28 protein-coding genes are annotated in these 26,718 nt (G+C 60.8%); 16 read left to right on the top strand and 12 right to left on the bottom strand.

The features are described 5' to 3' along the window. Positions 1-15: 15 nt before the first annotated feature. A complete protein-coding gene (gene glnA / locus GOW72_RS07410; RefSeq protein ID WP_093962421.1) occupies positions 16-1,422 on the bottom strand; it encodes a type I glutamate--ammonia ligase in 1,407 nt (468 codons plus the stop codon). Positions 1,423-1,453: 31 nt separating this feature from the next. Beyond that, entirely contained in the window at positions 1,454-1,792 is a 339-nt protein-coding gene (locus GOW72_RS07405; protein ID WP_093962420.1) for a P-II family nitrogen regulator, read from the bottom strand. Between the two features lie 169 nt (positions 1,793-1,961). Between GOW72_RS07405 and GOW72_RS07400 the strand changes: the two genes are divergently transcribed. From GOW72_RS07400 to tig, 3 genes are all read left to right on the top strand, one after another. After that, positions 1,962-3,554, top strand: a complete 1,593-nt coding sequence (locus tag GOW72_RS07400; RefSeq protein WP_170366327.1) for an NAD(P)H-hydrate dehydratase — start codon at positions 1,962-1,964, stop codon at positions 3,552-3,554. A 308-nt stretch (positions 3,555-3,862) separates the two neighbouring features. Further along, the gene (locus tag GOW72_RS07395; protein WP_093962418.1) at positions 3,863-4,984 is read left to right on the top strand and encodes a porin; all 1,122 of its coding nucleotides are present in this window, start codon (positions 3,863-3,865) and stop codon (positions 4,982-4,984) included. A 186-nt stretch (positions 4,985-5,170) separates the two neighbouring features. Then, positions 5,171-6,502 (top strand): trigger factor, encoded by a 1,332-nt coding sequence (gene tig / locus GOW72_RS07390; protein WP_170340026.1) that lies wholly within the window; start codon positions 5,171-5,173, stop codon positions 6,500-6,502. Positions 6,503-6,728: 226 nt separating this feature from the next. Here tig and GOW72_RS07385 read toward each other — a convergent pair whose 3' ends face one another. The 6 genes from GOW72_RS07385 to rpsF form a co-directional block, all read right to left on the bottom strand. Beyond that, complete coding sequence (locus tag GOW72_RS07385) at positions 6,729-7,592, bottom strand: acyl-homoserine-lactone synthase (RefSeq protein ID WP_170366325.1); 864 nt, start codon at positions 7,590-7,592, stop codon at positions 6,729-6,731. Between the two features lie 95 nt (positions 7,593-7,687). Next, on the bottom strand, positions 7,688-8,389 hold the full coding sequence (locus GOW72_RS07380) for a helix-turn-helix transcriptional regulator (protein ID WP_170338055.1): 702 nt from the start codon (positions 8,387-8,389) through the stop codon (positions 7,688-7,690). 226 nt (positions 8,390-8,615) lie between these two features. Further along, positions 8,616-9,098, bottom strand: coding sequence for a lytic transglycosylase domain-containing protein (locus GOW72_RS07375; protein ID WP_170363218.1), 483 nt, complete (start codon positions 9,096-9,098; stop codon positions 8,616-8,618). A gap of 150 nt (positions 9,099-9,248) precedes the next feature. Continuing rightward, complete coding sequence (rplI, locus tag GOW72_RS07370) at positions 9,249-9,869, bottom strand: 50S ribosomal protein L9 (RefSeq protein WP_093962414.1); 621 nt, start codon at positions 9,867-9,869, stop codon at positions 9,249-9,251. Between the two features lie 12 nt (positions 9,870-9,881). Further along, entirely contained in the window at positions 9,882-10,109 is a 228-nt protein-coding gene (gene rpsR, locus GOW72_RS07365; protein ID WP_005608650.1) for a 30S ribosomal protein S18, read from the bottom strand. A 28-nt stretch (positions 10,110-10,137) separates the two neighbouring features. After that, positions 10,138-10,491, bottom strand: coding sequence for a 30S ribosomal protein S6 (gene rpsF / locus GOW72_RS07360; RefSeq protein ID WP_093962413.1), 354 nt, complete (start codon positions 10,489-10,491; stop codon positions 10,138-10,140). Between the two features lie 280 nt (positions 10,492-10,771). On the opposite strand from rpsF, the gene GOW72_RS07355 reads away from it, so the two are divergent. Further along, positions 10,772-11,281: a hypothetical protein gene (locus GOW72_RS07355; RefSeq protein ID WP_244952357.1), complete on the top strand. Its 510-nt coding sequence runs from the start codon at positions 10,772-10,774 to the stop codon at positions 11,279-11,281. Between the two features lie 127 nt (positions 11,282-11,408). Continuing rightward, a complete protein-coding gene (locus tag GOW72_RS07350) occupies positions 11,409-11,981 on the top strand; it encodes a YceI family protein (protein WP_170366323.1) in 573 nt (190 codons plus the stop codon). 66 nt (positions 11,982-12,047) lie between these two features. Here GOW72_RS07350 and GOW72_RS07345 read toward each other — a convergent pair whose 3' ends face one another. Further along, complete coding sequence (locus tag GOW72_RS07345) at positions 12,048-13,277, bottom strand: cytochrome b/b6 domain-containing protein (protein WP_170366321.1); 1,230 nt, start codon at positions 13,275-13,277, stop codon at positions 12,048-12,050. 172 nt (positions 13,278-13,449) lie between these two features. On the opposite strand from GOW72_RS07345, the gene fabD reads away from it, so the two are divergent. The 7 genes from fabD to mltG all read left to right on the top strand — a co-directional run bounded on the left by fabD (position 13,450) and on the right by mltG (position 19,778). Next, on the top strand, positions 13,450-14,388 hold the full coding sequence (fabD, locus tag GOW72_RS07340) for an ACP S-malonyltransferase (protein WP_170366319.1): 939 nt from the start codon (positions 13,450-13,452) through the stop codon (positions 14,386-14,388). Between the two features lie 41 nt (positions 14,389-14,429). Then, positions 14,430-15,167, top strand: coding sequence for a 3-oxoacyl-[acyl-carrier-protein] reductase (gene fabG / locus GOW72_RS07335; RefSeq protein ID WP_170338567.1), 738 nt, complete (start codon positions 14,430-14,432; stop codon positions 15,165-15,167). Between the two features lie 210 nt (positions 15,168-15,377). After that, positions 15,378-15,611, top strand: a complete 234-nt coding sequence (locus GOW72_RS07330; protein WP_005982462.1) for an acyl carrier protein — start codon at positions 15,378-15,380, stop codon at positions 15,609-15,611. A 138-nt stretch (positions 15,612-15,749) separates the two neighbouring features. Continuing rightward, positions 15,750-16,289: a GNAT family N-acetyltransferase gene (locus GOW72_RS07325; protein WP_170366317.1), complete on the top strand. Its 540-nt coding sequence runs from the start codon at positions 15,750-15,752 to the stop codon at positions 16,287-16,289. A 123-nt stretch (positions 16,290-16,412) separates the two neighbouring features. Then, positions 16,413-17,156 carry a 1-(5-phosphoribosyl)-5-[(5-phosphoribosylamino)methylideneamino]imidazole-4-carboxamide isomerase gene (locus GOW72_RS07320; protein ID WP_170358746.1) on the top strand — a complete coding sequence of 248 codons (744 nt, stop codon included), beginning with the start codon at positions 16,413-16,415 and terminating at the stop codon, positions 17,154-17,156. Between the two features lie 195 nt (positions 17,157-17,351). Continuing rightward, entirely contained in the window at positions 17,352-18,617 is a 1,266-nt protein-coding gene (fabF, locus tag GOW72_RS07315) for a beta-ketoacyl-ACP synthase II (RefSeq protein ID WP_170338075.1), read from the top strand. Next, positions 18,618-19,778, top strand: coding sequence for an endolytic transglycosylase MltG (mltG, locus tag GOW72_RS07310; RefSeq protein ID WP_170338572.1), 1,161 nt, complete (start codon positions 18,618-18,620; stop codon positions 19,776-19,778). It begins immediately after the preceding gene. Between the two features lie 116 nt (positions 19,779-19,894). Here the strand turns inward: mltG and GOW72_RS07305 are convergent, their stop codons facing one another. Next, complete coding sequence (locus GOW72_RS07305; protein ID WP_170358751.1) at positions 19,895-21,145, bottom strand: DEAD/DEAH box helicase; 1,251 nt, start codon at positions 21,143-21,145, stop codon at positions 19,895-19,897. A gap of 309 nt (positions 21,146-21,454) precedes the next feature. Continuing rightward, entirely contained in the window at positions 21,455-21,754 is a 300-nt protein-coding gene (locus tag GOW72_RS07300; RefSeq protein ID WP_170366315.1) for a hypothetical protein, read from the bottom strand. Positions 21,755-22,346: 592 nt separating this feature from the next. Between GOW72_RS07300 and GOW72_RS07295 the strand changes: the two genes are divergently transcribed. Then, positions 22,347-23,717, top strand: coding sequence for a DNA-packaging protein (locus GOW72_RS07295; protein WP_244952356.1), 1,371 nt, complete (start codon positions 22,347-22,349; stop codon positions 23,715-23,717). On the opposite strand, the gene GOW72_RS07290 is transcribed toward GOW72_RS07295, so the two are convergent. Further along, complete coding sequence (locus GOW72_RS07290; RefSeq protein WP_170366313.1) at positions 23,718-24,560, bottom strand: SDR family NAD(P)-dependent oxidoreductase; 843 nt, start codon at positions 24,558-24,560, stop codon at positions 23,718-23,720. Between the two features lie 192 nt (positions 24,561-24,752). On the opposite strand from GOW72_RS07290, the gene GOW72_RS07285 reads away from it, so the two are divergent. The 3 genes from GOW72_RS07285 to GOW72_RS07275 are packed head-to-tail and all read left to right on the top strand — an operon-like array spanning position 24,753 to position 26,714. Then, on the top strand, positions 24,753-25,925 hold the full coding sequence (locus tag GOW72_RS07285) for a phage portal protein (protein ID WP_170366310.1): 1,173 nt from the start codon (positions 24,753-24,755) through the stop codon (positions 25,923-25,925). Beyond that, the gene (locus GOW72_RS07280) at positions 25,918-26,142 is read left to right on the top strand and encodes a GTA head formation protein, RCAP_rcc01685 family (protein ID WP_093962401.1); all 225 of its coding nucleotides are present in this window, start codon (positions 25,918-25,920) and stop codon (positions 26,140-26,142) included. The genes GOW72_RS07285 and GOW72_RS07280 overlap by 8 nt, the downstream gene beginning before the upstream one ends. Before the next feature lie 26 nt (positions 26,143-26,168). After that, positions 26,169-26,714 (top strand): HK97 family phage prohead protease, encoded by a 546-nt coding sequence (locus tag GOW72_RS07275; RefSeq protein WP_149774850.1) that lies wholly within the window; start codon positions 26,169-26,171, stop codon positions 26,712-26,714. The last annotated feature ends 4 nt before the right edge of the window (positions 26,715-26,718 follow it).

Genomic DNA, 26,718 nt, shown 5'->3' with positions numbered 1-26,718 from the left:
GACTTCCGACCGGGGTCAGCAGCTGTAGTACATGCCGTATTCGACCGGGTGCGGAGTGTGCTCGTAGGTTTCGACCTCTTCCATCTTCAGTGCGATGTAGCCGTCGATCTGGTCTTTGGTGAACACGTCGCCCTGCAGCAGGAAGTCGTGATCGGCCGCCAGACATTCCAGCGCCTCGCGCAGGCTGCCGCAGACGGTCGGGATACCGGCCAGTTCTTCGGCGGGCAGATCGTACAGGTTCTTGTCCATGGCTTCGCCCGGATCGATCTTGTTCTTGATGCCGTCCAGGCCGGCCATCAGCAGTGCCGCAAACGCCAGGTAGGGGTTTGCCGACGGATCGGGGAAGCGGGCCTCGACGCGCTTGGCCTTCGGCGATTCAGTCCACGGGATACGGACGCAACCCGAACGGTTGCGGGCCGAGTAGGCGCGCAGAACGGGGGCTTCGAAGCCCGGGATCAGGCGCTTGTAGCTGTTGGTCGACGGGTTGGTGAAAGCGTTCAGGGTCTTGGCGTGCTTGAGGATACCGCCAATGAACCACAGGGCTTCGTCCGACAGATCGGCATATTTGTCGCCTGCAAACAGCGGCTTGCCGTCCTTCCAGATCGACATGTTGACGTGCATACCGGTGCCATTGTCGCCTGCGATCGGCTTCGGCATGAAAGTGGCCGACTTGCCGTAGGCGTGCGCGACGTTGTGGATGACGTACTTGTATTTCTGCAGCTCGTCGGCCTGCTTGGTCAGGCTGTCGAAGATCAGGCCCAGCTCGTGCTGGCACGAGGCCACTTCGTGGTGGTGCTTGTCGACCTTCATGCCCAGACGCTTCATGGTCGACAGCATTTCCGAACGCAGGTCCTGTGCCTCGTCGATCGGGTTGACCGGGAAGTAGCCGCCCTTGACGCCCGGACGATGGCCCATGTTGCCCATCTCGTATTCGGTGTCGGTGTTCCAGGACGCATCGGTTGCATCAACTTCGTAGGATACCTTGTTGATGCTGTTCGAGAAGCGCACGTCGTCGAACAGGAAGAACTCGGCCTCGGGGCCCATGTAAGCCACGTCGCCAACGCCCGAAGACTTCAGGTAGGCTTCGGCCTTCTGCGCGGTGCCGCGGGGGTCACGCTCATAGGCTTCGCCGGTATCGGGTTCCACGACCGAGCAGTGCAGGCAGATAGTCTTTTCCGCATAGAAGGGATCGACATACGCGCTTTCGGTATCGGGCATCAGTTTCATGTCCGATGCTTCGATCGACTTCCAGCCGGCGATGGACGAACCGTCGAACATGAAGCCTTCCTCAAGGAAGTCTTCGTCGACCTGGTCGGCCATGACGGTCACGTGCTGAAGCTTGCCACGCGGATCGGTGAAGCGGATGTCGACATACTCGGCACCCTCGTCTTTGATCAGCTGAAGAACTGCGTCCTTGCTCATTACTATGTTCCTCTAGATTGCAGAATTGGTTTTACAGCGCGTCCGAGCCGGTCTCGCCGGTCCGGATGCGAATGGCTTGTTCAACGGACGAGACAAAGATCTTGCCGTCCCCGATCTTGTCGGTCTTGGCGGCCGACACGATGGCTTCGATGGCCGCATCGACCTGATCGGCATCCAGAACGACCTCCACTTTGACCTTGGGCAGAAAGTCCACCACATATTCCGCGCCGCGGTACAGTTCGGTGTGTCCTTTCTGGCGTCCGAAGCCCTTGACTTCGATCACGCTGAGGCCCTGGACACCAACGTCCTGCAGGGCCTCTTTCACTTCGTCCAATTTGAACGGCTTGATGATCGCTTCGATCTTTTTCATCCGGGCTCACCTCGCATGGTTGTCAGAATGGCAGTGATCACGTCTAAGATCGGGCGGCAATGCGATTGCCGAATTGACCGTCTGCTGGTGAAGGGATTCTGGGCGGCGGGCCAATTTTTAGGCAAGTTGCACAAAAAGTAATCAGATTTGAATCGCGCGAGGGTTTCGGATGCCAAAACTGTTGAGTTCGTCCCAGATGAGGGCGGCTGAACGCGCCGCAATTGAATCCGGCCTTGTCACCGGCCTGGAACTGATGGAGCGCGCAGGTCGCGGTGTGGTCGAGGCCGTCTTTGAAACCTGGCCTGACCTCGCGGTCGGGTCCGGCCGGGCCGTTGTGTTCTGCGGGCCGGGCAACAATGGCGGCGACGGTTTTGTAGTTGCGCGCATTCTGAAAGAGTGGGGGTGGGTCGTGGACCTCTTCCTGTTGGGCGACCCCGAGAAGTTGCCTGCAGACGCGCGGGCGAATTATGAGCGCTGGTGCGCGATGGGTTCGTGCCATGGGCTGTCTGATGACGCGCTCGATGCCTACGCAGCGGCCTGTTCGGATACTGTTCTGGCGGTTGATGCCTTGTTCGGAACCGGGCTGACGAGACCGGTAGCAGGGCTGCCCCGCACAATGCGTAAATTGGGCCAGTGGAAAGCGTCACAGTCGGAAGGTGGTTACCCACGTGTCGTTTGTGTGGACATTCCCAGCGGCCTATGCGCGGACAGTGGTCGGCGTCTGGTGTCCGAGGGATTTGCCCCCGATGACTGCGCCGTTTCAGCCAACCTGACGGTGACGTTTCATACCGTAAAGCCGGGCCATTATCTGGCCGAGGGACCAGAGTGCTGTGGCAGGATCTCCGTTGTCGATATCGGTCTGCCGGCTCTGTCAGTTGAAGAAACGCCAGATCAACGGCCGAGCGTGTTGTTGGGCCCCGAAAATCTGCCTGATCTGCGGAAATCGGCTTTCCATCACAAATACGGCCACGGTCATGCGCTGATCCTGACAGGCGACACAGGTAGAACAGGTGCCGCGCGATTGGCTGCCCGCGGAGCGTTGCGCGTGGGCGCCGGTCTTGTCACACTGGGTGTCCCTCCCGCCGCATTGCAGGAAGTCGCCAGCCAAGTCACCGCGGTCATGATTGAGCAGATCGCAGGCGCGGATGGGCTGGCCATTGCATTGCGGGACCAACGCCTGAACGCGCTGTGCCTGGGGCCCGGATTGGGCCTGGACAAGGCCCGATCGCTGGTCCCTGTGGCGCTAGAGTCCGGAAGACCAACCGTGCTGGATGCCGACGCTCTTTCGGCGTTTGCTGAAAATCCAGCGTTACTGATGGCGATCCTGAATAAAAACTGCGTCCTGACACCGCACGGCGGTGAATTCGCCCGTCTGTTCCCCGACATCTCGGCCAAGCTTTCCTTACATCCCAAGGATGGACCAGCTTTCTCAAAGGTTGATGCCGTGCGCGAGGCGGCCGGCAGGGCAGGGTGCGTGGTTCTTTTCAAGGGACCGGACACTGTGATTGCGGGTCCGGACGGTCGGTGCTCGATCCATTCAGCCCACTATGATCGGGCCGCGCCGTGGCTGGCGACCGCAGGAGCGGGCGACGTGTTGGCGGGTTTTTTGACCGGGCTGCTGGCACGTGGATTGCACCCGCTGAATGCCGCCGAAACCGCCGTCTGGCTTCACGTGGAATGCGCGCGCGCTTTTGGCCCGGGATTGATCGCGGAAGACCTTCCCGAGCAACTGCCCGGAGTGCTCAAGCGTCTTCAGATATGAAGTTCTTGCGTGTTCCCAAGGCGCAAGGCTAGAATATCGGCAGGATTTTGCTGTCAAGACTGCGCAAATGCATAGCGAGTGTTTGCCAAACGCATGGCCGGATGGCAGAATTCTCTTGCGGGCCGTCTGAAGCCTGCATGCGTTTGTTGTTAAAATATTGATAACACGGACATTTTGCTTTGCTGTCACTCTGTCTTTGTGGCGGATTTGCAATGATCGAGCTGAATGGCGTAGGGGCCTCTGGAACCGGACAGTTCCACTGAACATCTGGGCAGTACCTGAAACCCGAACCTTTCATGGTGAGTGCTATGACATTGAATATCAAACTCTCCTCAGTCGCCGCTGTTCTTGCGGCCACCACGGCCATCCCCGCCGCGGCAGAGCTGAAATACGAGAACAACAGCGGTGGCTATGTTCTGCTATATGGGCAGTTCAACCCGGCAATCATCTCGGTTGACGACGGCCAAGAGACCGATACCCGCCTGCTGGACAACGACCTGTCCAACAGCCGCGTCGGCCTGAGCCTGATGCAGCCGTTTGGCCAGAACGAGTTCACGTTCCGCTTTGAAACCGCGCTGGGTCTGCCGAACTCCAGTGAGTGGAACCAGCTGGGCACCGATTTCAGCGGCTGGACCCGGGAAGACATTCGTCACGTGGATTTTGCGCTGAAAGGTGGCTGGGGTAAATTCTCGGCCGGTCAGGGCAGCATGGCGTCTGACGGTGCAGCGGAAACTGACCTGTCTTATGTCGGCACCGCGCTGTATTCGTTCACCAACGATGAAAACTCGGGCTTCTTCTACCGCGGAACCGACGGAACCCTCAGCGACATCACCGTCGGCGACTCCAGCAGCAACTTTGACGGCGCGCGTCGTGGCCGCGTGCGGTATGACACGCCGGATTTCAGCGGCTTTTCGGCAAGCTTCGCCTATGGTCAGAACATCCTGTCCAGCAGTGATGACGACGACTATTACGACGTTGCTCTGAACTACAACAACACCTTTGCCGGTGGCGTCGAGTTCGCGGCAAGCGTGGCCTATGCGGTGCGTGATTTCGACGATGGTTCGGGCGACCGTGAAGACACGATCGGCTCGGCATCGGTACTGCTGCCCAGCGGCTTCAGCTTCACCGCTGCTGCCGGTACTCGAAACAACGTGTCGGGCGAAAGCGATCCCAACTTCTGGTACACCAAGATCGCCTACGAGGATAATTGGGTGTCCTGGGGCAAGACCGGTATCGGCATCGACTACTATGATGGTTCCGATTTCAACACGGACGGGTCCAGCACCGAGTCCTGGGGTATCGCAGTGGTGCAGCGCATCGACAGCATCAACACCGATGCCTACCTGAAGTATCGCAACCACGACTTCAACGACGGGACGTCGTTTGACAAGAACGAAGCTTGGGTCCTGGGGGCCCGCTGGAAGTTCTGATCCGGATGTTGTTGTGAATTCATGGCGCCCCGGCTCTGTCCGGGGCGTTTTTTGTAGGGCAGGGTGGCAAAACAAGGCCAATCTGGCACCTTGCCCCTTGCCCTTCGGCGGCTAGGCAAATAGAAGGCGTCAAATTTGCCCGGCGCGCCCGTTTTGCGCGCCCCGAATCCTATGGGGACTACCAGAATGCAGGTTACCGAGACGCTGAACGAGGGTCTGAAACGCGGCTACAACATCGTTGTCACCGCCGCCGAGCTGGACGAGAAGGTCAATGAGAAACTGATCGAAGCTCAGCCGGAAATCGAGATGAAAGGCTTCCGCAAGGGCAAGGTTCCCATGGCACTGCTGAAAAAGCAGTTTGGCCAGCGCCTGTTGGGCGAAGCAATGCAGGAAACCATCGATGGTGCGATGAACAAGCACTTCGAAGACAGTGGTGATCGTCCGGCGCTTCAGCCTCAGGTCAAAATGACCAACGAAGACTGGAAAGAAGGCGACGACGTTCACGTCGAAATGTCCTATGAAGCCCTGCCGGAAATCCCCGAAGTTGATCTGAAATCGGTCGAGCTCGAGAAGCTGGTCGTCAAGGCGGACGACGCAGCCGTGGAAGAAGCCCTGCAGAACCTGGCTGAAACCGCTCAGGATTTCAAAGCCCGCCGCAAGGGATCAAAGGCGAAAGAGGGCGATCAGGTCGTCATCGATTTCGTCGGCAAGGTTGACGGCGAAGCTTTCGAAGGCGGTTCGGCCGAGGATTACCCGCTGGTGCTGGGCTCGAACAGCTTCATCCCTGGTTTCGAGGACCAGCTGGTTGGCGTGAAGGCCGAGGAAGTCAAAGACGTCACCGTTACCTTCCCCGAAGAATACGGTGCCGAGCACCTGGCCGGCAAAGAGGCCGTGTTTACCTGCACCATCAAAGAGGTGAAGGAACCTGTTGCCGCCGAGATCAACGACGAACTGGCACAGAAGTTTGGTGCTGAGGATCTGGCTGCGTTGAAGGCACAGATTGCCGAACGTCTGGAAGCCGAATACGCGGGTGCGTCGCGCGCGGTGATGAAGCGCGCTCTGCTGGACGCGCTGGACGAGAAAGTGTCGTTCGACCTGCCGCCGACCCTGGTCGAAGCCGAAGCCAAGCAGATCGCACATCAGCTGTGGCACGAAGAAAACCCCGAGGTGACCGATCACAACCACGATGAGATCGAGCCGACCGAAGAGCACAACAAACTGGCTGAGCGCCGCGTGCGTCTGGGCCTGTTGCTGGCCGAGCTGGGCCAGAAGGCTGAAGTCGAAGTCACCGACGCCGAGATGACCCAGGCGATCATGAACCAGGCTCGTCAGTACCCGGGTCAGGAACGTCAGTTCTTCGAGTTCGTTCAGCAGAACGCTCAGATGCAGCAGCAACTGCGCGCGCCGATCTTTGAGGACAAGGTTGTGGACTACGTGGTCGAGCTGGCCAAAGTGACCGAAAAGGAAGTCAGCAAGGAAGAGCTGCAGAAGGCAATCGAAGCCCTCGAAGAGGAATAAGCCGCGTTTACTGGTCGGTCCGGGTGCCGCTGCACCCGGCCGGTCAAACGGCGATTGTCCGGACAGAATGAAATGAAAACAGGCCCTCTTCGGAGGGCCTTCTTTGTTGCTGCCGAGAACCGGAACGTATGGCGTCAGCGGCGGATCGGTTGAATAAATTAGAGCGGAGCCGCCTGTAATGGGACGGCTCCGCATGGGTGGCTTTTGGACTTATGAGGTGAGGGGGTCAGGCCTCATGAGCAAAAGCACGGGGGGTTTGCAACAGAGCGGTTTTCTGCTCTGGGGTGAATCGGTCCGACAGGCTCTCGATCAATTTGAGTACGGCCTGGACTTCTTCTTTCGTCGTCGCAGCGTGCATCTGCTCGACGAAGTATTTCTCAAGATCGGTCAGTGGCTGGTGGTCAAGATTGGCGGCACCGGCCTGTGCAAGCTTGGCTTGCTGACCCGAATTGAACAGTTCGAGCGCCTGATCGTCGGTCAGGAACACGTCGTAGTCGATGCTCGAATACTCGCGGATCGATTGGATACGCTCGTCCGAACAATCCATAAGGGCGGCCATTGCGACCACTTTGCCCATCGGCTTGGCCGTTCCGACATAGTCGTACGGAGCATTTCCGGACCGTTGCAGCACCCGGTTCATAACCGGATCAATGACCGCGACCGAGTCGAGCACGCCAGCTTCCTGGGCGTATTCGAATGACCCAATCATGACTTCACTGGTCACGTAGGATACGGAATTCTTGCCACGTCCCCGGCCGAGCCGTTTCGTGTCGACACAGAACCGCGTAGCTTCCCAGACTTGGGCGCTGCGGATTGGCGGCTCGCCATCAAGGATCGAGCTGAACACATCGGCCAGCATGTGCGGGCCGGTCGTCTGCAAGAGGCGCATGCACCCAACGACGTCCCCCTCGTCGTTGATGCTGACCACGTGTGCAGGATTGAGCGAGTCGAACTGATCGAATTCGCGCCCGTCCTGGATGTTCACTTCCCAGCCCAAGCGATCCCCGAACACGCGTGCTCGCAGCTTGAACATCTCATCCAAGACGTCTTTGAACTTATGCTGGTTGATGCCATCAATAACGATGATCATTCCATCCCCCTACAGTTTGGTTACCGTAAGGAGCAGATTAACCAAGTTTCGAAACAAGACTATTGGGGATATCCCGTATTTTTCTGCCTTAATTGTTAACCGGGGTAAATTAACCCCAGACCAATGGCACGGCCGATCGCCTGGGCGGTCGTAAGTGCGCCCAGTTTCTCTCGTCCGGAACGCATGTGCACCTCGACCGTCCGGTGCGAAATGCACAGAATATCTCCGATATCCTGCTGGGACTTGCCCTCGGCGACCCATTGCAGGATTTCTTTTTCGCGCGAGGATAGGGTCGGAAGGTATAGAGCCTTGGCCAAAAGGCCCGATTGCATGACGGTGTCATGTGCGTGAACCGCGGCCATCTGCAGGTCACCCATCACGTGCTTCTTAAGCTTTTTCCATTCCTCGTCCGTGCAATCCTTGGTCACGCTGAGCAAGCCAGTTTCGCCATAAGGTCCCCGAACCGGAACCGTCAGGCCGCGGTCGGTGATCCCGAAATCATGAGCGTCGCGGAACACCGCGTTGAACTTGTCGTCGTGATTGAAACGGCCCCAGTCCACCGGCGCGATGCTGAGCGCCGACTGATACAGGGTGGGATCAAGGTGATGGTAGCCTTGCGTGGCGTAGTGGATCTTCCACTCATCCGGGTAGTTTGCGTAACCTTGGACGTCACCATTCACGGGATGGGTCGTCGCATAGGATGCATAGTCGAACCCAAGTTCGTTGCAGACAGAATTGATGATGTCGTAAGCCGACCGTTCATCATGATCAATTGTGGCCAAGTCAATAAGTTTCACTCGTCCAACCTTTGTCCCATCGGCATTTCCCCCGAAAAATGCCGTATCTGTCCGTATCACAGCCTACGTTGCGTCAATCTGAACAGATTGCGCAACCCATTTGTACATATCACATGGAGTTATTGAGTGCTAATGGCAACAGACAACCTCCGGATTATTTCATCCTGTGAGGTATTCTCGGTCAAATTGAGCGCTGTATGAACAGGTGTCGATTGCCCCTTTCACGCTATTCGGACCGCAAGCCGGTTTCAACCAGCATTCCGCGAGCCTTGGCTTCGGGGTAGTACCCCTTTGCATAGAGGAAGATCGCGCGCTGCTGGTCGCCGTCGGCCAGCATCCAGGCCCCGCGAAGATACTTGCCCGCGTATTCCAGATTGGTGTCCGCATCCAGAAGCCCCTTGGCGTCGCCCTTGTAGCCCATCGAACGAGCGGTGGCGGGAAGGATCTGCAGCAGGCCGTAATATGGCCGGTTCGTCGCCCAGGGGCGATGCGTGCTTTCGCGGATCGCCAGCTTATGGACCAGTTCCCGCGGCAGTTCATAGTGATCAGCCCATTTGTTGATCGATTCGCGCAATTCGGGCGTTTCGTTGGGGTGGAGCGGCGGCTCGAATGCCTGTTCCTTCGTCGCTTTGCCAGATGGGTCGCTGCAGGCGGCAATCGGGGCAGCCAGAAGCACTGAAAGCAATATTCGACGCAGGACCTTTGCCATGCAACTTCTCCGGGTTGTTACGCGGCTGGATGATACGAAAGTGGCCCCGGGTCGCAAGTCTGGCGCGCTGCGGCGGCCAAAAATTGCCAGTAGAAAAGAAAAAGGCCGCGCAATGCAGCGCGGCCTTTAAGATAAACCGACCTGATCGGATCAGGCTTTGGGTTCGTCTTCCTCGGTCGAAGCATCGGCGGCAACTAGTTCTTCGTCTTCCGAAGCGGCCGAGCCGATGTCGTCGAACAGTTCCGCGATTTCAAAATCTGCGGCGGCCTCTTCTTCAGCGGCCAGTTCCTGGATCGACTTGCCCGATGCCTGAAGTTCGGCTTCTTCTTCCGAGCGGGCAACGTTCAGTTTTATTTCGACTTCGACTTCGGGGTGCAGCTTGACGGAAACCGTGTGCAGACCCAGCTCTTTGATCGGCGAGACCAGAACGACCTGCTTCTTGTCAACAGTGAAGCCAGCAGCGGTCGCGGCATCGGCTGCGTCACGCGGGGTGACCGAGCCGTACAGCGCACCGGCGTCCGATGCCGAGCGAATCACGATGAACTGCTGACCGTCCAGCTTTTCAGCCAGAGCTTCAGCTTCTTTCTTGGTTTCCAGGTTGCGGGCTTCCAGCTGCGCTTTCTGGGCTTCGAACGAGGCGATGTTGGCCTCGGACGCGCTCAGCGCTTTGCCTTGCGGCAGCAGGAAGTTGCGGGCGTAGCCGGGCTTGACGTCGACGACATCGCCCATCTGACCCAGTTTCGCAACGCGTTCCAGAAGGATAACTTGCATATCAGTCTCTCCTTACTTCACGGCGTAGGGCAGCAGGGCGAGGAAGCGGGCGCGCTTGATGGCGCGGGCCAGTTCACGCTGCTTCTTTGCCGAAACGGCGGTGATGCGCGAAGGCACGATCTTGCCGCGCTCGGAAATGTAGCGCTGCAGCAGACGGGTGTCTTTGTAGTCGATCTTCGGCGCGTTCTCGCCCGAGAACGGGCAGACCTTGCGGCGGCGGAAAAACGGTTTTGCGGCCATGGTTTGGTGTCCTTTCCTCAGGCGTTGATCAACGGCGCTCGCGGCGGCCATCGCGCTCATCGCGCTTCTGCATCTGGACCGAGGGGCCCTCGGGATGTTCGTCGACCTTGATGGTCAGAACGCGCATCACGTCTTCATGCAGGCGCATCAGGCGCTCCATTTCCTGAACGGCGCCCGACGGAGCGTCGGTCTTCAGGAAGGCATAGTGGCCCTTGCGGTTTTTGTTGATCTTGTAGGCCATCGTTTTGACGCCCCAGTACTCGCTGTCGACGATCTTGCCGCCGTTGTCAGCCAATACGGTGCCAAAGTGTTCGATCAGGCCCTCGGCCTGCGCGTTGGACAGATCCTGACGCGCGATCATTACATGCTCATACAGTGGCATGTTCACTCCTGTTTATATCAAGGCGCATTTCATAGGCGGGGCCAGCAACCCTTCGCGACCCTGCCACGAGAGGCTGCGCGGTTCATGCGTATTGCGAAGGATGGCCCCGTATACACGTTTCTGGATGGGGGGCAAGCCCTGCCATGAATGCCTTTCTCACGCCGCCCAATTACCTTTGGGCTGCCCAAATCCTGACGCTTTTCGGCTTGAGGTTGTTTGCAAGCCCGGCGTTACCCGGGGGGTCTCAAGAAACTTGGACAGGGCAAAAGCGATGGCCGTCATGAACACGAACACATTTCAACAGTCCGCAGCCGGCGCAGCATACGACAAATCCGTGCCCGTGCTTATTTCCTTTGCACCGAACTGGAAGGCCCGGTTGGTCCTGTTCCGTGTGCTGGGTGCATTTCTGATCGTATCGGCCTTTTCGATGTGGCTGATGCCGGGTTCGGTCATCGGGGCCGATGTCTGGACCATCAAGCTGGTCGCGTCGCTGATGTTCCTGATCCTCGGGGTGAGCCTGCTGACCATCGAGGTTCTGGATCCGCGCCCCGACGCATATTTCGACCCGATCCGCCGCGAGGTTCGGGTGCTGCAGAAGAACGAAAACGGGCGTCCGCAGACCGTACTGCGCCGCAGCTACGATACGTTGGGCGGAGCGCGGTTCGTGGACGATCAGGTTGAACTCTTTGAAGTCGATGGCAGCCTTCTGATGAAGCTGCCGCTGGAATCGGCGGATGTCAGCCGAGCGCTGAAAGGGCAACTCAGCGGAAGCGTAACAATTTTCGCCTGAATTTTATTCTGTTCATTGAGGAACAGAATTTGTGAGAGAATGAAGGTTGTGTGCCGCCCATGGGCGGCACATCTTTGTTTTGGAGCAACCCAACCGGTTTGCGCTTTGAAAACTTTCGGAGATTGTCATGAAATCCACCCTTATTGCAGCAGCAATTGCCACGGCGGCGACCTCGGCCATCGCGGCCCCGGAAAAATACGTTCTGGACCCGAGCCACAGCCAGGTTGTTTTCAGCTACAACCATCTTGGCTTTTCGACCACCACCGGCATGTTCTCGGGTTTCGAGGGCGAAATCATGTTTGATCAGGAAGATCCAGCAGCGTCGAGCGTGACGGTTTCGATGCCCGTGGTCGAGATGATCACCGGCTGGAAACCCCGTGAAGATCATTTCATGTCCGAAGATTTCTTCGCGGCGACTGCCGAGGAAATGGTGACATTTACCTCGACCTCGATCGAGGTGACGGGTGAGAACACCGCAAAGATCACCGGGGATCTGACCTTGAATGGTGTGACCAAGCCAGTGGTGCTGGACGCCAAGCTAAACCAGGTCGGCGAGCATCCGATGGCGGGCAAGCCTTGGGCCGGGTTCGATGCCACCACCACCCTGGTGCGCAGCGATTTCGAACTGGGCAAGTTCGCGCCTTTCGTCGGAGACGAAGTTGCCATCGCGATTTCGATCGAGGCGCAGAAGGCCGACTGAGCCGGGCTTAAGAACTAGGGAAACCGCCGGCGGCCAATGCCCCGGCGGTTTTTTCGTGTTGTCGGATTACTGAGCGTTGCGTGTTGCCGTCAACTCGACCGACACGGTGACGGCGAAGGCCAGCGAATCCTCTTTCGGCATCGATTGGCCAACCCCGAAGTCGAGGCGGTTGAGATCCATCGTGCCAGACATTTTGGCAGTCTCGCCTTGGATGTCCAGAGAGAAGGGCAATACAACGTCCAGTGTTTGATCGCGGATGGTCAGCGGACCCCTTGCTTCATACCCCGTTTCGGTTTTGTAGATCTCGGCTTCGAACTGCGCCGTCGGGAATTGCGCCTTGTCGAAGAAATCAGCCCCCATGGCCTGATCGGTCACGGTACCCAGGCTCAAAGAGCCGATGGAGACCGTGACCTCTGCCGACCCGGCCGGACCGGGTTCGACAGGGTCGTCAAACGTGATTGCGGCGGTCCAGTCTGAAAACTGACCGGTTACAGGGTTGCCCAGTTGTGTGATCGTGATGGCAAGCGCGCCTTCTTCCACCTGCCAATCCGATTGAACCGCCGCCAACTCGGCCGTTTCAACCTCGGCATCTGGCTTGTCTGAAAAACTGCCGGTCAGCAGGCCGGCTGACAGAACGCCAACCCAGACAAGCCCAGCAGCCGCGGCGGGAACCATCGAGTGCTTCTGTTCCGGCGGAACCGGCGCAGCGGACGCCCCGGGCAACATTCGCCGCAAAGTACTGTCCTTGTCGATGACGTGGTGTTTCAGTGCTCCGGCGATGTGCAGGGTCAAAGCTGCGACGAGAACCAGCATGAAAAGCCAGTGCAGCGTTGCCATCACCTCGGCCAGATGCTCGGACTTCGGCACCAGTGGCAGGTTCTGCCCAAATGGCCAAAGGATGGGCGCGAAGCCTTCGGTAGCAGCGTGGTCGATCCAACCAGACAGCGGAACCGAAACCAAGGACCCGTACAGCAGCCAATGGACCGTCTCGGCCGCAAAGGCCTCGGGCTTGTTGTCGGCGTTCAACAGTCCGGGCTTGGTTTGGGTGACCGCCCAGAGAATGCGTGTCAGCGCAACGAAGAAGACAGTGATCCCTACGGTTTTGTGCAGGGAAAACAGCCGGGCGGCTTGGGCAAGATCGGCCTCGGTGGTGGGGATGGTCGGGTCATAGATTGCATGGGCCAGGTTGTTGGCGAACCACCCCAAGGGCAAGGCGGTGAAGATCAACAATGCGGTCAGCCAGTGGAATGTCTTGGTCACGCTGCCATAGCTGACATTGGTGTTGGTTAGGGACATTGATCTTGCGCTCCGGGTTTTCTGCTGTGGCCAAGGTAACCGTGTGACGCACATAGACAATAGCGTGTGGCGCACAGACCCGGTGCCGTCACGCAGAGTGCAGGCAGTGCTTGTGCCGGACCCTCACTCGGTTTACACCCCGGCGCAACCTAACGTCATCCAAGAGGTTGCAATGACACTTGCGTTCGTTTTTCCGGGGCAGGGCGCCCAGACCATCGGCATGGGCAAGGCGCTGGCCGACGCTTATCCGGCCGCCAAGGCCGTGTTTGACGAGGTGGACGAAGCGCTGGGCGAAAGCCTCAGCAGCCTGATCTGGGATGGCGACATCGAGACCCTGACTCTGACGCAGAACGCGCAGCCGGCGTTGATGGCCACATCGATGGCGGCGATGCGCGCGCTTGAGGCCGAAGGGGTCGATGTGACAAGGGCCGCCTTCGTGGCCGGTCATTCGCTGGGCGAATACTCGGCCCTTGCCGCAGCCGGCGCGCTGAGTGTCGCGGACACTGCTCGCCTGCTGCGCACCCGCGGTCAAGCCATGCAGAGCGCCGTTCCGGTGGGCGAGGGCGCGATGGCCGCGATCCTGGGACTGGACCTCGACGCCGTTCGCGCCGTGGCCGAAGAGGCCGCACAGGGCGAGGTGTGCCAGGCTGCCAATGACAATGACCCTACGCAGGTCGTGGTTTCGGGTTCCAAAGCCGCCGTTGAACGCGCCGCTGAAATCGCCAAGGAAAAGGGCGCGAAGCGCGCCGTGATGCTGCCGGTCAGCGCTCCGTTCCATTGTGCCCTGATGCAGCCTGCCGCCGACGTGATGGCCGAAGCTCTGGCGGGTGTCGAAATCAAGGCGCCGGCGGTTCCACTGGTTGCCAATGTCCGCGCCGAGGCGGTGACCGATCCCGACCTGATCCGGCAATTGCTGGTCGAACAGGTCACCGGTTCGGTCCGGTGGCGCGAATCCGTTCAGTACATGGTGGCGCAGGGTGTGACCGAAGCGTGGGAGATCGGTGCGGGCAAGGCTCTGTCGGGCATGATCCGCAAGATCGACCGAGCCGTGGCCTGCTCCGCCGTTGGTACGCCGGAAGACGTTCAAAAAGCGCTGCAGGCAGGCGACTAACTCAAAGCTGGTCCGACAGGACACTTGAAAAGGATACCGGTATGTTTGATTTGACTGGAAAATGCGCCCTTATCACTGGGGCTTCGGGCGGGATCGGGGGCGAAATTGCACGCACCTTGCACGCCGCAGGGGCTACTGTTGGTCTGTCCGGCACGCGCGTCGAACCGCTGCAGAAGCTGGCGGATGAACTGGGCGAGCGCGCTCATGTCCTGCCGTGCAATCTGGGTGATCCCGAGGCCGTGGCCGCGTTGCCGAAACAGGCCGCCGATGCCATGGGGTCCGTTGATATTCTGGTCAACAATGCAGGCATCACCCGCGACAACATCTTCATGCGCATGTCCGACGAGGAATGGCAGAGCGTGATCGACGTGAACCTGACCGCTACCGCCAAGCTGTGCAAGGGTGTGCTGCGGGGCATGATGAAGGCGCGCTGGGGCCGCATCATCAACATCTCGTCCGTTGTTGGTGCAACCGGCAACCCGGGTCAGGTGAACTATGCCGCGTCCAAGGCGGGCATGGTCGGCATGACCAAGTCGCTGGCCTACGAGGTCGCGAGCCGTGGCATCACCGCCAATGCCGTCGCGCCGGGTTTCATTACGACCGCGATGACCGACAAGCTGACCGATGAGCAGAAATCCGGCATCCTGACGCAAGTTCCCGCCGGTAGGATGGGCGAGCCATCTGAAATTGCGGCGGCCGTTCTGTACCTTGCAAGCCCCGAAGCGGGCTATGTTACCGGAACCACCTTGCATGTGAACGGCGGCATGGCCATGTTGTAGGCGCAGCCAGGGGCAGATGCGAAAGCGTTTGCCTCTTGCGTCGTCTGTGCTATAGGCGGCGCACGTAATCAGGGGCCGGTCGTTCAGGTCGGCCTTCTACTTTCCCGGAGACCCGGGACCCAAACCGCCCGGATCGGGCAAACCAAGGCCACCCCGAGCGGGCAAGGGCAGAACCGGGCAGACCGCCCTGAAATGGAATGAGGAATAGACATGAGCGACGTCGCAGATCGCGTTAAAAAGATCGTTGTTGAGCACCTGGGTGTTGAAGAGGACAAAGTCACCGAGAACGCGTCCTTCATCGACGATCTGGGCGCGGACAGCCTGGACACCGTTGAGCTGGTCATGGCTTTCGAAGAAGAGTTCGGCATCGAGATCCCCGATGATGCAGCCGAGACCATCCAAACCTTCGGCGACGCCGTGAAGTTCATCAGCGAAGCTTCCTGATCGCTTTGAATTTGACCGAAAACGGCGCTTCCGGGCAACGGAAGCGCCGTTTTTTTTTGCCCGCTCGAATTCCCGCTTGCCTCGTGGAAAATCGGTTTGCACTGTTTGCGATGAGGCAACAAAACACCGGGTAAGGGCATGAAAAGATCCGCCCCGATGATCAACACCGCGCGCCTGATGATGTGCGCAATGCGTCCCGAGGACTTTGAAAGGTTCGCGGAGATTTGGCGCGACCCCTGCGTGGTGCGCCATATCGGCGGCAAACCCCGTACCCGTGGCGAGGCGTGGGACGCGTTCCTGCGCAATGCGGGACACTGGCAGATGGCTGGGTTCGGGCAATGGGCCGTGTTCTTGCAGGCGAATCGCAAATTGATAGGTCAGGCCGGGTTCTTTTACGGCAACCGCTGTCTGGGAGAGGATTTCGACACCTTCCCCGAGGCCGGTTGGGTGTTGGCGCCCGAGGCGCATGGCCTGGGATACGGGCACGAGGCCGTTCAGGCCGCGCATGACTGGTTCGACCGGATCATGCCCGGGCCCTTGGTGTCGATGATTGACACGGATCATAAGGCCTCGCAAAAGCTGGCGGCCAAGCTTGGATATAAATTGCTGCGCGAGACAGAGTATCGGGACAGCCCGGTGAAACTGTTTCGACGCGACGGCCCTCCGGCCCGGAACTGAAACGCTTCTTTTTTTGCGGTGCCGCAAACGGATCGTCGTTTGCCGAAACTGAGAAACGCGAACCTGCGCGCGACCAGTATGCTATCATGGATATCCGGAACGATTGAGCGGAGGAGTGTGCTCATGAGGGTTTATCCTACAATGGAATTGCAGAGCGGCCGCTGTGTCACGCTGGACAAGGGCCGTCTGGACGAACCAATGATCTGGCATGTCGATCCGGTGGAAACGGCCCAAGGCTGGGCCGCCGCAGGTGCCGAGTGGATGCACCTGACCGATTTCGATGCGATCGAGGGGCGGGACACGAACTCTGCGCTGGTCGAACAGATCATCCGCAGCGCCGAGCTGCCTGTTCAACTGGCGGGCGGGTTCCGCTCGCGCGAGCAGGTCGAGCGTTGGATCGACAAAGGGGCAGGCCGCATCGTGATCGGCACCCTGGCGGCTCGTGATCCTCATCTGTTCAAAGAGTTGGCCAAACTATACCCAGACCAGATCGTGTTGGCCGTGGACGTGTGGCAGGGCTACGTGATGACCGACGGCTGGCGCACCCAAAGCGCGTTCACCCCGGAGGCTTTCATCGAAGCTTTTGCCGATGCTCCGCTGGCTGCCATTCTCGTCACCGATATCGACAGCGACATGGTGGATGTCGAGGCGCAGCTGGGCCTGATTTCGGGGCTGGCCGCGCATTCGCGCACACCGGTGATCGCCAGCGGCGTCGTGCGCAGCAGCGACGACATCTCGCGTCTGGCCTACATTCCCAATATCTCGGGCGCGTTGGTCGGGCGGGCGCTGTTCCGTAAGACGGTCGACCTGTCCGAGGCATTGGCAGTGGCCAAAACCGCCCATGAACCAGTGGCACAGTTCCAGTAACGCAGCCTAATCCATCCGAGCCGCCCCTGACAGGTCGTCGGGGGCGACCCGAGTAGTTCTCCTCTGGCCGGGCGCGGCGTATGGCGCGGGGGCAGGCGGCAAGCTGCCGGTGCGGAATACGCTGTTGCTCTTGCCCCCGGACCCCGGGCCGGGGTATGAGCGTTTCTCAAACAGGAAGCAGGCAAGAGGCATTTCATGCGCAGAGTCGTTGTAACCGGTCTGGGATTGGTCACTCCACTGGCCAGCGGGGTCGAGGAAACCTGGTCGCGGCTGCTGGCCGGAGAGTCAGGTGCCGGCCCGATCACCTTGTTCGATGCCGAAGCCGCAGGGGTCACCACGACCTATGCCTGCGAGGTGCCCCGCGGTGACGGGACCAACGGGACCTTCAACCCCGATGACTGGATGCCGCCCAAGGAACAGCGCAAGATCGAGGATTTCATCCTGTATTCGATCGCTGCTGCCGAGATGGCCTGCAAGGACGCGAACTGGTTGCCCGAGGACGAGGAAGAGCGTCTGCGCACCGGCGTTCTGATCGGGTCGGGCATCGGTGGTCTGGGCTCGATCGCTGAAACCGCCAACCTGATCCGTGACAAGGGTCCGCGCCGTGTGTCGCCGTTCTTCATCCCGGGCGCGCTGATCAACCTCGCGTCGGGTCAGGTCTCGATCCGCTTTGGCTTCAAAGGGCCGAACCACTCGGTGGTGACCGCCTGTTCGACCGGTGCCCACGCGATTGGCGATGCCAGCCGTATCATCCGGTCGGGCGATGCCGACGTTATGATCGCCGGCGGCGGCGAGGGCTGCATCTGCGAGATCGGGATTGCCGGTTTCAACGCATGCAAGGCGCTTTCGACCAAATATGCCGACAACCCCAAGGCCGCCAGCCGCCCCTATGACGTCGACCGCGACGGTTTCGTGATGGGCGAGGGCGCCGGTATCGTTGTTCTGGAAGAATACGAGCATGCCGTGGCCCGCGGCGCCAAGATCTATGCCGAGGTTCTGGGCTATGGGATGTCGGGCGATGCCTATCACATCACGGCGCCGGCCGAGGATGGCGACGGGGCGGAACGCTCGATGAAGGCGGCACTGCGCAGCGCAGGGCTCGAGCCGAAGGATCTGGACTATATCAACGCGCATGGCACCTCGACCATGGCCGACACGATCGAACTGGGGGCCGTTGAACGGCTGCTGGGCGAACATGCCAGCAAGGCGACGATGAGTTCGACTAAATCGGCCACCGGGCACTTGCTGGGGGCCGCGGGCGCGATCGAGGCGATCTTCTCGATCCTTGCGATCCGCGATCAGGTCGCCCCGCCGACGATCAATCTGGACAACCCGGCGGTGGAAACGCCGATCGACCTTGCGCCGAATGCCAAGCGCGAGCGGGAAATCAACGTGGCGCTGTCGAATTCATTCGGCTTCGGTGGCACCAATGCCAGCGTGATTTTCGGGAAAGCATCGTAAATGTGGCGGGCTCTGGCATCCAATGCGCTGACCTTTCTTGTGGTCGCCATGTTTCTTCTTGGCGGTCTGATCCTTTGGGGGCAGTCGCAGTACAAGGCCGAGGGCCCGCTCGACACCGCCATTTGCCTTCGGGTGAAGGGTGGTTCGAACATGAACAAGGTCAGCCGTGACCTGGAGGATCAGGGCGCGATCAGCAGCGCAACGATCTTCCGTATGGCGGCAGACTACACCGACAAGTCGCAGCAGCTGAAAGCGGGTAGTTTCCTGATCCCCGAAGGCGCTTCGATGGCGGAAATCATCGACGAAGTCACCCGCAGCGGCGCCAGCACATGCGGAACCGAGGTCGAGTACCGCATCGGTGTGACCCGCACTCAGACACGGGTTCGCGAGCTGGACCCTGCAACACTGAATTTCGTCGAGGTCGCATCTTTTGTCGTTGGTGAGGACGAAGTCCCTGAAGTCTATCAGGAAAAGCGGAACCAAGCCGATACGCGATACCGCGTTTCCCTGGCAGAAGGTGTCACCAGTTGGCAGGTCGTTGAGGGGCTGAAGGCGGTGGATGCCCTGACCGGAGAGGTCTCGGAAATTCCGCCTGAAGGCATGTTGGCCCCGGACAGCTACGAAATCTCACCCGGAGATGAGCGAACGGCTTTGCTGCAAAAGATGCAGGACCGGCAGCAAGAGCGGATTGCGCGGGTTTGGGAGACGCGTCAAGACGGGTTGCCCCTGTCCAGCCCCGAAGAAATGCTGATCCTCGCCTCGATCATCGAGAAGGAGACAGGCATTCCGGAAGAGCGCGGTCAGGTTGCCAGTGTCTTTGTGAACCGCCTGAAGCAAGGCATGAAGCTGCAGACGGATCCCACAGTGATCTACGGCGTGACCAAGGGTCAGGGTACGCTGGGCCGAGGCCTTCGCCGCAGCGAGCTTCGGCGGAACACGCCCTGGAACACCTATTTGATAGACGGTTTGCCGCCCACGCCGATTGCCAACCCGGGACTGGCCAGCTTGCAAGCTGCCGTGGCTCCAGACGAAACCGACTTCGTGTTCTTCGTCGCAGATGGAACTGGCGGCCATGCCTTCGCCAAGACGCTGCAGGAACACAACCGAAACGTTGCCAAATGGCGTGAGATCGAAGCCGAGCGGAACAATTCGGGTAACTGATCCGCTCGTTGGTCGAGAGCAGGGCCAGCATAAATCAGGCGGACAACCCGCCTGAGAAATGAAAAGTCAAAATCCTGGAAAAAGACTGCGCGCAAGGAGACATGCGCGCAGTTTTTTTATGCGGCCGATTTGCGGCGCGGACGGCGCCGACGGTTGGCGAGGCCATTTGTGCCCTGCGGTTTCGGGCCACGGCGTCGATTGCGCTGGCGATTGCCGGGCTTGGCGGCCTCCGCGGCTTCGGGTGCCGCTCCGCTGGCGACCGGGATCTCGATCTTCATCAATTTCTGAATCTGACGCAGCAGATCAAATTCATCCGGTGCGCAGAAGGCGATGGCTTCGCCTTCGCGGCCGGCCCGAGCGGTGCGGCCAATGCGGTGCACATAGTTGTCAGGAACGTCCGGCAGGTCATAGTTGATGACATAGGCCACCCCTGGAATGTCGATGCCACGGGCTGCCACGTCGGTGGCAACCAGAACTGTGATCTCGCCGGCGCGGAAGGCCTTGATGGCGCGATCCCGCTGGCCCTGGCTCTTGTTGCCATGGATCGATGCTGCGTTGTAGCCGTCGGCCACCAACCCTTTCATCAGCTTTTCCGCACCATGCTTGGTCCGGGAGAACACAAGCGTCAGGGCGTCGGTATCACGCGAAAGGATCTCGCGCAGCTTGGCGGGCTTTCCCGGCTTTTCAACGAAATGCACCGACTGGGTGATCTTGTCGGCCGCCTTGCCCGGAGGCGAGACCTGCACCCGTTGCGGGTTGGTCAGGTAGGCGCGGCTGAGTTCCTCCATCTGCTTCGGCATGGTGGCCGAGAACAGCATGGTCTGGCGCGGAGTGCCCAGTTGCGGCGCGATTTTGCGCAGAGCGTGGATGAAGCCGAGGTCCAGCATCTGGTCGGCCTCATCCAGAACTAGGTGCCGAACCGAGCCGAGATCGACCGCGCCACGTTCCATCAGGTCGATCAAACGACCGGGGGTCGCGACAAGAATATCGGTCCCACGCGAAAGAAACATGATCTGTTTGTTGATCGACTGTCCGCCGACAACTGTGGCCACGCGCAGTTTCGTCTTTTTGGTAAGCGTGCGGAGGCTTTCAGCGATCTGGTTCACCAGTTCGCGGGTTGGGGCGAGGATCAGCGCCTTGGCGGTTTTGGGTGCCGGTTTGCCGGGCTGCGCCAGAAGGTGGTCGATCAGCGGCAGGCCAAAGGCCAGCGTCTTGCCGGTGCCGGTCTGTGCAAGGCCCAGAATGTCATGTCCTTCCAAGGCCAACGGGATGGCCTGGTTCTGGATCGGTGTGGGTTGAGTGAAATTTGCGCGCTCGAGCGCGTCGTTCAGTGCCGGCGCGAGGCCGAGCATGTCGAAATCGAACAAGTCGTCTTCCTTTGTAATCCGCGCCGGCATTGGCCGTGCGCGAACAAGAGTAGCTGGCCGTGCGGATTGCACGACCGGCAGGGAGTGTGCGCAGCCTCAGGATTTGCGGGCGAGTCCCGCAACATCCGGCTTTTGCGTCAAGAACCCTGCGTGAATGGGAACTGGGAAAATTGGGCGCTATCTCGGACCTAGGTTCGGTCCGCGTGCTCACGCGGCAGCGCTGTGGCGTAGATGAGCGCTGCTGAGGCGAATGTCAAGCCGACACCGGCAGTCAAGGCTGCCGGTGTCCTATCCGTTGCAAATGGATGGTCAACCACGGGGCGTCGGGGCGGCGGCCGCCAGCGCTTTTTCGACTGCCTGTGCGGTGGAGGGGTGACCGGCCTTGGACAGGCACGAAGCAATTAAACCCGCGTCAAGGCGCTCGGGGCGCTTGCCGGGCTTGGGACGATCGCCCAGGCAGTTTTGGAGCGCAGATTGCGGAATGCCAATCTCGCTGGCGATCTTGCCAAGATCAGGTCCGCGGTGCCCTGTCTGAGCCTGCGCCACTGTGCCGAAGAGCAACAGGCCTCCCAGACAGATTACCGAGACATAGCTGAGGGGATGGTACATTTTTTGTCCTTCAGAAATTTTTCGTATGCTTGCGGTTCTTGGTGTTTATGCAGATTGCGTGTGCAATCCGTTTTTGAAACGCACGACGGAAATTACTCCGTCGCGGAAATCTTGCCGATCACAGAATTGGTTGCGGTCCCTGATCTGGATTAGGATTTTGTTAACACTGGCAGTGCGTTACTTGTTGCGCGCTGTTGCGTCGGAGCTTGACTGAGCGCCCGATTTCGCGTATAAGTTGTGTCATGCTAGAAGAAGTGGGCAACGGCCCCGGGGCGACCCGGCGGCCGTTTTTCATTTCTCTCGTGCGGAGATCACTCACGCATGAGGTCACAGGCAAACATGACTTTGATTACCCCGGAAGAGCGGATGTCCCGGACGGCCGAGCTGTTGCAGTCGTTGGAGGTGTCCATTCGCGGTTTGCGGCAAGCGGCGGAAGACCTGCGCAAGCGGATCGAGACCGGGGAGGATGCAGACCTGGCGAGTTCAGCCAGACAACTCGGGCAGCTAGAGGGGCTGATCCGAAGTTGCCAGAAAGTGGAGACAAGCTTTGTCGAACAATGTCACAGACAAGCGGGAATTGCCCAAGGGGGCTATGCGCTCGACCTGGAGCGGGCCCGATCTGAGATCGGGTGCCGATTGGCTCGCCTCCGCGCCTGCTGCGGTGCGGGACAGGTTTCTGAGTGAGATCGGGGAGGGAGGGCTATGTGCCCTCCCTTTCCTGTTCGAGTTCTGGGCGCTGCCGCATCAACTGCCGCCCGAGGGCGACTGGCGGTCTTGGGTTATCATGGGCGGGCGTGGCGCGGGCAAGACGCGGGCCGGGGCAGAGTGGGTGCGATCCGTGGTCGAGGGGGCCAAGCCGTTTGATGAGGGTGAGGCCCGGCGCGTGGCGCTGGTGGGTGAGACCTTTGACCAGGTGCGGGACGTGATGATCTTTGGCGACAGCGGAATCATGCAGTGCTCTCCGCCTGACCGGCGACCGCAGTGGAAGGCGTCGGAACGCAAGCTGGTCTGGCCCAACGGTGCCGAGGCACAGGCCTTTTCGGCTCATGACCCCGAGGGGCTGCGGGGGCCGCAGTTCGATGCGGCTTGGGTGGATGAGCTGGCCAAGTGGAAAAAGGCAGGCGAGACCTGGGACATGCTGCAATTCGCGCTGCGACTGGGCGAGCGGCCGCGGGTCTGCGTGACCACGACGCCGCGCAACGTGAAGGTGCTGAAGGACCTGTTGGCGGCACCGTCGACGGTGATGACCCATGCGCCGACCGAGGCGAACCGGGCCAACCTGGCGGAGTCCTTTTTGCAGGAGGTGCGCGCGCGTTATGCGGGCACCCGGCTGGGGCGGCAGGAGTTGGACGGGGTGCTGCTGGCCGATGCCGAGGGGGCGTTGTGGACTGGCTCGATGCTGGATGCGGCGCGGGTCAAGGCGGTGCCCGAGCTGGACCGCGTGGTGGTGGCGCTGGACCCGGCGGTGACGAGCGGATCGGGCGCGGATGCCTGCGGGATCGTGGTGGTCGGCGCGCAGGTGCAGGGGCCGCCCGAGGACTGGCGCGCCTATGTGCTGGCCGACCGGACGGTGCAGGGCGCTGGCCCGGCGGGCTGGGCGCGCGCGGCGATCGACGCGATGGACGAGTTCGGGGCCGAACGGTTGGTGGCCGAGGTCAACCAGGGCGGGCAGTTGGTGGAAGAGGTGGTGCGGCAGGTGGACCCTCTGGTTCCGTTCCGGGCCGTGCGGGCCTCGCGCGGGAAGGTGGCGCGGGCCGAGCCGGTGGCGGCGCTCTATGAGCAGGGGCGGGTGGTCCATGTGGCCGGGTTGGACGCGTTGGAGGAACAGATGTGCCAGATGACCGCGCGGGGGTTCGAGGGGCAGGGCTCGCCCGACCGGGTCGATGCGCTGGTCTGGGGACTGCATGAGCTGGTGGTGGGGCCGGCGGCGGTCTACCGGCGGCCGCGGGTGCGGGTTTTGTGATCAGCCCTTGGGTTTTTCGAACTTTGCGAAGGCCTCGGCGTAGTCGGGATGCCAGCGTGAAAGGGCGGGGCGGTTGTGGATGATGTCCTCGGCGGCCCATTGAACGCGACGGCGGTCGCGTTCGGCATCGACGTCGTTGTCAGGGCAGAGGATGTAGAAATCGCCTTGGGCCATGCGGTCGAGGAAATAGTCGACGGTCTGCTCGCTGGTCCAGGCGGCGGCCGGTTTTTCGGGCAGGAATGACGCGACCATGCCGGTATAGGTAAAGCCCGGAACGAAGAGATGCGCGGTGATCGGTGCGCCGGCCTCGCGCAGCTCGTGCGCGAGCTGTTCGGTCAGCGTTTTGACGGCGGCCTTGGACACGTTGTAGCCGGGGTTGCCTGGCGGAGATGTTATCCCCTGCTTTGACCCGGTGTTGATGACGACGGCCGGGCGGTCAGCCTCGATCATGCGGGGCAAAAAGGCTTGGACGCCGCGCAGCACCCCCAGAAAGTTCACGTCGAGAATTTTCCGCCAGTTGTCGAATGACTCCCATGTTTTCGTCGGCAGGCTGATCCCTGCATTGTTCATCAAGACGGCGACCTGCCCGGCGGCGAAAGCTGTGTCGGCCAGATTTTCCATGTCGGCTTGAGAGGTGACATCCGTCGGCACCGCGGTGATGTTTGCCGCGTCAAAGCCTGCCTTCAGGTCTTGCGTCGTTTCGTCCAGCGCCTGTCCCGGAAGATCGGCCAGTATGACGTCCAGCCCGGCTTGGGCAAAACGCTGTGCCGCGACGCGCCCGACACCGCTGGCGGCGCCGGTCACGACGGCGATCCCGCCGGTTTTCACTGCGCTTTCATACATGGCTGGTCCCTCGTGATGCTCAGATGCTGAGGGTAGCGCATTTCTGTCGGATGCCGAGGTTTATCCTGCGGGCACATGTTCCCCAGCCGTTGCACAACGGCCGTACGCCCCATTCCCGAGGCTTAAAGATCTTTCCGTCATAACTCCTTTCAACAAGCCGGGCAGAGCGGCGGCAGAAAGGAGCATCTGGACATGGTATTCGATTTCTTGCGTCGTGGATCGGCTGGGAAAGCCCCCGAGGCAAAAGCAAGCGCAGCCGGGCCGGTGGTGGCCTGGCAGACCGGCGGGCGAGTCGCCTGGAGCCCGCGCGACACCGCCTCTCTGACGCGCACGGGGTTTTCGGGCAACCCGGTGGGGTTCCGGTCGGTCAAGCTGATTGCCGAGGCCGCGGCGGCGCTGCCCCTGGTTCTGCAGGACGACGCGCAGCGGTACGAGACCCACCCGGTTCTGCGCCTGATGCGCCGGCCGAACGCGGCGCAGGGCAAGGCCGAGCTGCTGGAGGCGCTGTTCGGGCAGCTGCTGCTGTCGGGCAACGCCTATGTCGAGGCGGTGCAGGCCGAGGGCGGACTGCCGGTCGAGCTGCATGTGCTGCGATCCGACAGGATGAGCGTGGTGCCGGGGGCGGATGGCTGGCCCAGAGCCTATGACTACACCGCCGGGGGCAAGACGCACCGGTTCCCGGCCGAGGCCATCTGCCATATCAAGTCGTTCCATCCGCAGGATGACCATTACGGCTTTTCGCCCATGCAGGCGGCGGCGATGGCGATCGACGTGCACAACAGCGCCTCGCGCTGGTCGAAATCGCTGTTGGACAATGCCGCGCGGCCTTCGGGCGCGCTGGTGTGGAAGGGCGGCGACGGGCAGGGCGGGATGGCCGAGGAACAGTTCCGCCGCCTGAGCGACGAGATCGAGGCGAACTATCGCGGGGCGCGCAACGCCGGGCGTCCGATGGTTCTGGAAGGGGGGCTGGATTGGAAGCCGATGGGCTTTTCCCCCTCGGACATGGAGTTTCAGAAGACCAAGGAAGCCGCCGCCCGCGAGATCGCGCTGGCCTTCGGTGTCCCGCCGATGCTGCTGGGGATCCAGGGGGACGCGACCTATTCGAACTATCAGGAGGCCAACCGGGCGTTCTATCGCCTGACCGTTCTGCCCCTGGTGACGCGGGTGGCGGCGGCGTTGTCGGACTGGTTGTCGGGCTTTACCGGCGAAGATCTGGTGCTGAAGCCCGATCTGGACCAGGTGCCGGCGCTGGCGACGGAGCGTGACGCGCAATGGGCGCGGGTGGCCAATGCCGATTTCCTGACGGATGCCGAAAAGCGTGCTCTGCTGGGCCTGCCGGCGCTGGCGGAGACGGCGGATGGCTGACACGCCGGGGTACCCGCCCTTTGACTGCGCGCCGGGCCTGCGTCTGGCCGCGCATGAGAGGGTGGCCGAGATCCAGCATGCGCATCTGTGCAGGCGGCTGGATCAGATCGAGGAAATGATGGAACGGCTGGAGCGGCGGTTGTGGCTGACCGTCTATGGCGTGGCGGCGGTGATCCTGGCGCAGGCGTTCCAGTCTTTCCTGACGGTGGCGCCATGAATTCAGTGGCTTACGAGGAGTTGTTCATGGATTTGGAGCGCAAGTTCGCGCGGTTCGGCGATGGGTTGTCGGTGACCGAGGATGCGGTGATCGAGGGCTATGCCAGCCTGTTCGGCCAGGTCGATCAGGGCCGCGATGTGGTGCAGAAAGGTGCCTATGCCGCATCGCTGGCCGGGCTGAAGGCGGCCGGTCAGCGGGTCAAGATGCTGTGGCAGCACGATCCGGCCCAGCCCATCGGCGTGTGGGACGAGGTGCGCGAGGACGAGCGCGGCCTGTGGGTCAAGGGGCGGTTGCTGGAAAGCACCCAGAAGGGGCGCGAAGCGGCCGAGCTGATCCGCGCGGGTGCGCTGGACGGGCTGTCGATCGGCTATCGCACCAAGCGGGCCGTGAAGGATGACAAGGGCCGGCGGCTCTTGACGGAACTGGAGCTGTGGGAGGTGTCGCTGGTGACCTTCCCGATGCTGCCCAGTGCGCGGGTGGCGGCAAAGGGGACGGACCCCGATGCCGAGGACACCTGGCGCAGTATTGCCGAGGTGTTCCAGAGCGCCCGGCAGGAGCTGGCGCGACCCTAGCGCG

This window comes from Ruegeria arenilitoris (genome assembly GCF_013032855.1).
GTDB lineage: Bacteria > Pseudomonadota > Alphaproteobacteria > Rhodobacterales > Rhodobacteraceae > Ruegeria > Ruegeria arenilitoris.
Note: the sequence above shows the minus strand (reverse complement) of the source record. Positions and strands in the feature narration are given on the sequence as shown.